Below are 6,289 nucleotides of genomic sequence, written 5' to 3'. Positions count from 1 at the left end.
GGAAAACCGAACAATACCTGAATCTGCGGCAATTAACCAGACAACACAGCGCTTTAACGGACAGCTACGTTGAAATCAAACTTCAGTTTCAGGCTGCTCTGGATCAGATTTTCCCGGAGTATCATAGCGTTTTTAGTGCTCTTTGTGGCAAGTTGTCCCTGAACACCCTACTGCATTATCCGACTTCTGCGGCTATTCAAGAGGTCTCCTAACAGGCATTGGCCATGGAGATGCGTCAAGTCGGAGCAAAGCGTTCCGACGCATGGTTTTTCGATAAAGCGGCTCAATTAAAGGATGCGGCTGCCCGCAATCCCTTTCAAGAGCCGATCTGCCAGGGCCATGTCCTTAGCCTGCATATGTACATCCAGATGCTTTTTCAATACCAGGAACATCTATCCAAATTACAAAAAGAAATAAAAGCCCTGGCCAAGACCTTTGACGATTATGAATTGGTCCAATCCATTCCCGGAGTTGGAGAAAAGATCGCAGCAACAATCATCTCCGAAATCGGGGGAATCAATCAGTTTGAACGGCCAAAGCAACTGGCTGCCTATGCCGGTCTGGACCCAAGTGTTTTTGAGTCCGGCAAGTATAAAGCGTCCATTAACCGCATCACGAAAAGAGGATCATCAAGATTACGTCAGGCTCTTTATACGGCTGTGCAGTGCGGTATTGCCAAAAACCGAAACAAGAAACTGATTGCCTTTTATCATCCAAAAGAAACGAGGGCAAGCCACACAAGGTCGCTGTGATTGCCTGTGCCAACAAACTTGTTCACTGGATTCATGCCATGTTAAAACGTCAGGAAGTCTTTGTAGATCAATCATAAGATGCATTTAAATTGCCAATGTTTTGAAACCTTATCGATACAACGGTAAGGCTATTTGGCATGCCCAATTTTAGTGTAACATGTTTTTTTAAACTTTTTTACCTTTAATTGTTGACAGCTATTGGCTGGTATTGTTTAACTATCTTAACTTGCTTTCAACCAAATTATGATGGGGTATTAGTGATATCTGTACTCTTTTTACCGCTTTCACCTTGGAACAATCTTTTTCAAATATTGTGCTCCTGCAGCACAACAAGAATAATCGCTTTAGCTTAGTGTGGAACTATTTCCTTTAGTTTACTTTTCACCCTCATTGCTTCATCTGCAAGCCAATATATACTTGTGATAGGTAAAACAAATACATATACAACGATTGACCACATTGGCACGACCATAACTTTGTAAACTATGTGGGCAGCTATTAGATGTAATAAAAATGAAATGAGTTTTCTTCGATACAAATTATTGGTTACCAACTCTATAATGATTGATAATAAAGCCCCAACTGCTGTGGCAAAGGGCAACACACTAAGGAAAGTAAAAGACCCAAGAGTTGGAATAGCAAGTGAGTATGCGATAATGCATAAAATTGTGGTAAATAACCAGGCTAAAACTTTTCGAACTAACATTTTCACACCTTCCCACTCTATAACTTATAAAATGCTAAGAAAAAGACTGCTAAAAATGGAACATCGTTATTTAATTCTTGCGCCCTATTGCGGAAGATTGAAAATAATCCTAAAATACTTTTAATTACCTTTAATAAAAAACCCCTTTCCATAGGGGCAATTCTGCAAACTTATTTCCTTTTCTTCCAATAAACATTTTCTCTCTTATGTTTAATACCATCAATCCAAACAACGGCTTCTTCCTCATTAACTTCAAATACTAACATAACTTGATATAAACCAAGTCTTACCCAGTAGCCTTTTAAAATCCCATTGGGTATTTGTTTTGCAGTCAAAATGGGCATATAGGATAAACGTTCAAAAGTATCCAAATAAATGCGTTCTTTAACTTCTGGAGGATATGCAAGTATATTACTCAATTCATCAAGGGCAGTTTGTGACCAATAAACGTTATAAGTTTTGTTCACTTTCAAACTCCCTAATTTTGTTCTGAAGATATTTTAGTCCCTGCTCTTGATTGTAAATACGTCCATTTGTACGATCTTCTTGACTTTTCTGTACTTGACGAATGAGTTCCTTATCCCGAGTAAATAGGTCTAAATCAAATTGGTCAATGGCTTCTCTTTCCCGTTTCATGTTTAGATAACCGATAAAATCATATACTTCAGCTGCATCTTCTTCGTGAATAAAGTCAATTAACTGTTTTAGCTCTTCACGGTTAATACTCATTTCAAACACCGCCTTGTATTTACTAACACCATTATACCATTGAATGCATCATTTACATAACTCATCCTTATGTCAAAATCTCGTTTCCCTCTGTTTAATTGTTTATCATTGTTCAACTCTTGCGCCCGATTGAAGAATAAATGAAAGTTAAAACCTGATTCTTTTTACGTGTAACTTAATTACTCGTAAGTGACTGTTTGAATTCATCTACTCTACTATTCATTTGATCTGGTTTAACACTAAACTCTGGTGTCTGGTAATTTGGTAACCAATTCACTCCTACCGTGAAAACGTTAGCTCGTTTGCCAGCCAAAATGTCAGCATTACTATCTCCCAAAAAAACAGTTTCAGTGTTTTTTACACCAAGCTGTTCCAATGCCTTATTGACTCCCTCGGGATGGGGTTTCGGGTTGTTAACGTCATCTCCCGTAATAATGACGTCAAATAAGTCGTTCATATTAAGGTGTTCTAAGGAAATAAATAAACTTCTTTTTGCTTTTCCTGTAACTATCCCTAATTTATAACCTTCACTTTTTAAAAACAGTAGCAAATCGTTTATTTCCTTATTATCAAGAACAAGCTCACGATGTCGTTCATTATATTTCTCATAATATAATTCTATTGCTTTATTATGGTTAGGATCCGTAAGATTTTCTCTAATAATTCCAGTTTCGGATGGACCAAACATAGCCTTAACTTCATCTGTAGTAACATCAATATTGTCAAATTCTTTGAATACAGTTTGAAATGCATAAAAGCAAATTGGCAAAGTATCAGCAAGAGTACCATCAAAATCAAAAATGATTGCTTTCATAACCACACATCCTTAACAAAAAATTTTATCCAAGGGTTTAGAAATCTGACTATTAGTCCAATGCATTATTCCATTAAATGGTCCTTATGTATAGAACGGGCGTCGAGTCTTATTCCGGAATGGCGCCTTTAACGGAAGACTTGAATTCGAGATATATTCAATAGTGTTTTCACTAAAGTGTTTGTTGGCATGTAATTTTTATAAAATAAACATCTTACCATTTTCATATTTTAACGAGTAAATTCCTTTTTCCTTCAAAAGAACTGGTAAGTATTGAGAAACTTTATCCGCAGTTCCTAGATTGTTCGGGTTTAATAACCAATCAATTGATTTCCAATCTAATATACCTTCTCTTGTTTTTTTAGGAGTTTCAAATTTTAAATCATTTCCCACTTCATATAGATAAACATATATTCCATCAAGGTTACCATTTGAAGATTCCCAGGATACAGTACCTTTAGAAAAGTAATTATCTACTCTTATGTCTGTTTCCTCAAATACTTCACGTAATGCACCCTCATCGGAAGATTCACCTTTCTCAATTTTACCGCCTACACCATTCCAAACCCCCATAATTGGAGGCTTTTCTCGGTTAAGCATTAATATATCATTATTATTTTTAATAAAACATACTGTGTACTTAAACATTATATAATTGATACCTCGTTTGTTTTGCCTGTGTTCTAATCATAATCCTTACAGAAGATAATTTACACAGTTACTCAACTTTCGCACCAAGAAAATCGCAATGAATTCAACACCTATCAGGACCCGTCGGGTCTGACATATAGTGCTTGACATTAGGCTATAACATGAAAAAACACCTCAGCTTTTGGTATAGTTGATTTAACCACAATCACTACCAAAATAGAAGAGGTGTCTCCTACTATGATAGCGAAAAACGACCTGAATAAGCAACTGCCAAATGAAATAAAATCGACATTTATAGAATTAAATGTGTTAAAACACTTGCGCAACGCAGGCATTACGAAGTCCTTTGGCTTTTCGTGTGCTTACATTTTTCAGCTAATCTTTAGTTTAATCTTTGAAAACAAAAACTGGTTTCGGACGCTTGAAAGCAAAAAAGTCAATGATGTTCCGGCAAAGGATACCGTTTATCGGTTTCTGAATCAATCGACGTTCAACTGGCGCCGTTTTCTGCTTTCACTGGTCGCTTATACGATTAGTAAGGTATCAAAGCTGACACGCCATGACCGTCCAAAGGTTCTCATCTTAGATGATTCATCTTATGATCGGAACCGAAGTAAACACGTAGAGCTTCTGGCTCGCTGTTTTGATCATGCATCACAGAAAATGCGTTTCTACAAAGGTTTTCGGATGTTGACACTTGGATGGTCTGATGGTGCTACATTCCTACCCGTCGATTTTTCGCTGTTGAGTTCGAAAAAAAGCAAGATTAACGGAATATCTGAAGACATTGATAAACGCAGTTCTGGTTACAAGCGTCGTCAAGAAGCGTTACAAACGGCGCCGGAACAGATTCCGGGTATGATTAAACGTGCGATGAACGCCGGTATTGATGCCTCCTATGTACTGATGGATTCATGGTTTACACAACAGCCCCTTATTAAAGACCTGACAGAACAAGGCCTTGACGTGATTGGCATGGTCAAAAAGTTAAAGCAGCGATATCTTGTAAATGGTAAACGTGTAAGCCTGGATCAACTGTATCGACTGGCTTCACCGACCGATGGAAAAAGGGGCATTTTGCGCTCCATCCATACAACACAGGCCAATGGTGTCCCTGTCAAAGTTGTTTTCGTCCGTAACCGAAACAAGAAAAGTAACTGGCTTGCGATTCTGAGTACTGACTTCACACTAAGTGATCAGGAAATCATTCGTATTTATGGCATGCGCTGGGATATTGAAGTTTTCTTCAAAACGACAAAGTCTCTTTTGAAACTCCAAAAGGAGTTCCAGAGTCGTTCATATGATGCGCTTATCAGTCACACGACCATTGTGTTTACAAGGTATATTGTCCTGGCATGGCAAAATCGCTGCAGTACAGATGACCGAACATTAGGCGGTATGTTTTATGAATTATGTGATGAAGTAAATGACCTTGATTGGGCTGTTGCGCTACAGCAACTAATCGAGATTCTTGAAGATACCTTGAAAACGACTAATAAGAAAGTACAACAACTCATCAAAGGGCAACTACAACAATGGATAGCGGGTCTGCCGAACTATATCAGGGTTTACCTGCCTAATTTAGCCTGCGAAAGTTGAGACAGTTATAAAATATTAATGTTTTTCTAGTCTCTTCTTTTCATTCGAAACGCTCTCATTGTTCAACTAATTGGCCCTTATATGCCATATTGGTGCCATTCCTTATTAGTGAATAGCACCCTTTTATTGAATAGTTATAATGCTTCTGTTTCAGTGATTAGTTCTTTTAACTTCTTCATTGCGTTTCCCGTCTTTTCACCATCCGCTGAAAGCAGAGAAACAATATCATCGATTCGTTTTTTATAGTCCGTTGGCTTTATCGGGAAATCTTGAATCATGACCACAGCTTTCTTTTCATTGATACAATACACTTCGTTTTTCGCAAAGAGAACTTGATTTAAACAAGAAATACTTCGAAAACAATGGCCCATCACATATGAAATATCGTCCTTATTAGCATTGGCTTCCATAAACATAAGGGAAAAAGAAGCTTCAAAAGAAAAATACTGAATCATCGCTTTTTTCAATTTCTCGGGGTAGGGTTCCGTTTTCTTTTTTAATTCATTTAGTTTGCCTTCAGGGTCAGATAAAATATTACAAACGGCTAACTCTCCCATATACATGACATTCAAATAACCATGTGGATGCCCTGTTTGATAATGAATGGATACAGCACCTGACAAACAGTCATCAATAACTTTGCTGACTCGTTGGATATCACGAAATATGAGATCTACATGGTATCCATGCACAACTAACCAGCCGCCGCCGTTTATCCATTCGCCCCATTCACCTAAGGAAGTGATTAAATGGTCTTTTTTTTCGTCATTAAGATTGAATGCTGATTTTTCGATATCATTGGTATTGAACCCTTTTGATTCATCATAGTAAATTCCAATATCTATATCAGAATCCGAACTATGAGTTTCTCTTGCCCTGGATCCACCTAACACGATTCCTACCACACCTGGCAGTCCATCTAGTTCTTTTGTTATGTCTTGAATTATATTATCGACAGTTGCCATTATGTTTCACCCCAATCTTATCCCGCAAAATGGCCCTACAATGGCAAATTGGGCGCTATCCTCCATTCCGGTT

Annotated in this window: 7 protein-coding genes and 1 pseudogene; 2 read left to right on the top strand and 6 right to left on the bottom strand. The window is 37.6% G+C overall.

Going from position 1 to position 6,289, the window contains the following annotated elements; all coding sequences use genetic code 11:
- A pseudogene (locus ON01_RS08310) lies at positions 1–829 on the top strand (IS110 family RNA-guided transposase); the annotation flags it as partial.
- Positions 830–1,101: 272 nt separating this feature from the next.
- Here ON01_RS08310 and ON01_RS08305 read toward each other — a convergent pair.
- The 5 genes from ON01_RS08305 to ON01_RS08285 all read right to left on the bottom strand — a co-directional run bounded on the left by ON01_RS08305 (position 1,102) and on the right by ON01_RS08285 (position 3,649).
- Positions 1,102–1,458, bottom strand: coding sequence for a hypothetical protein (locus ON01_RS08305; protein ID WP_010530570.1), 357 nt, complete (start codon positions 1,456–1,458; stop codon positions 1,102–1,104).
- A 170-nt stretch (positions 1,459–1,628) separates the two neighbouring features.
- Positions 1,629–1,925, bottom strand: a complete 297-nt coding sequence (locus tag ON01_RS08300; protein WP_010530569.1) for a type II toxin-antitoxin system RelE family toxin — start codon at positions 1,923–1,925, stop codon at positions 1,629–1,631.
- Complete coding sequence (locus tag ON01_RS08295) at positions 1,909–2,187, bottom strand: hypothetical protein (RefSeq protein WP_010530568.1); 279 nt, start codon at positions 2,185–2,187, stop codon at positions 1,909–1,911. The genes ON01_RS08300 and ON01_RS08295 overlap by 17 nt, the downstream gene beginning before the upstream one ends.
- Positions 2,188–2,362: 175 nt before the next feature.
- Positions 2,363–3,001, bottom strand: coding sequence for an HAD family hydrolase (locus ON01_RS08290; RefSeq protein ID WP_010530567.1), 639 nt, complete (start codon positions 2,999–3,001; stop codon positions 2,363–2,365).
- 198 nt (positions 3,002–3,199) lie between these two features.
- Positions 3,200–3,649 carry an NUDIX hydrolase gene (locus ON01_RS08285; protein WP_010530566.1) on the bottom strand — a complete coding sequence of 150 codons (450 nt, stop codon included), beginning with the start codon at positions 3,647–3,649 and terminating at the stop codon, positions 3,200–3,202.
- Positions 3,650–3,889: 240 nt separating this feature from the next.
- Between ON01_RS08285 and ON01_RS08280 the strand changes: the two genes are divergently transcribed.
- Positions 3,890–5,251 carry an IS4 family transposase gene (locus ON01_RS08280; protein WP_010530565.1) on the top strand — a complete coding sequence of 454 codons (1,362 nt, stop codon included), beginning with the start codon at positions 3,890–3,892 and terminating at the stop codon, positions 5,249–5,251.
- A gap of 134 nt (positions 5,252–5,385) precedes the next feature.
- On the opposite strand, the gene ON01_RS08275 is transcribed toward ON01_RS08280, so the two are convergent.
- Positions 5,386–6,216 (bottom strand): nucleotidyltransferase domain-containing protein, encoded by an 831-nt coding sequence (locus ON01_RS08275; protein ID WP_010530564.1) that lies wholly within the window; start codon positions 6,214–6,216, stop codon positions 5,386–5,388.
- Positions 6,217–6,289: the final 73 nt, after the last annotated feature.

Origin of the sequence: Lentibacillus jeotgali (genome assembly GCF_000224785.1) — a bacterium.
Taxonomy (GTDB): domain Bacteria; phylum Bacillota; class Bacilli; order Bacillales; family Amphibacillaceae; genus Lentibacillus; species Lentibacillus jeotgali.
This window is presented reverse-complemented; position numbering and strand designations above follow the sequence as displayed.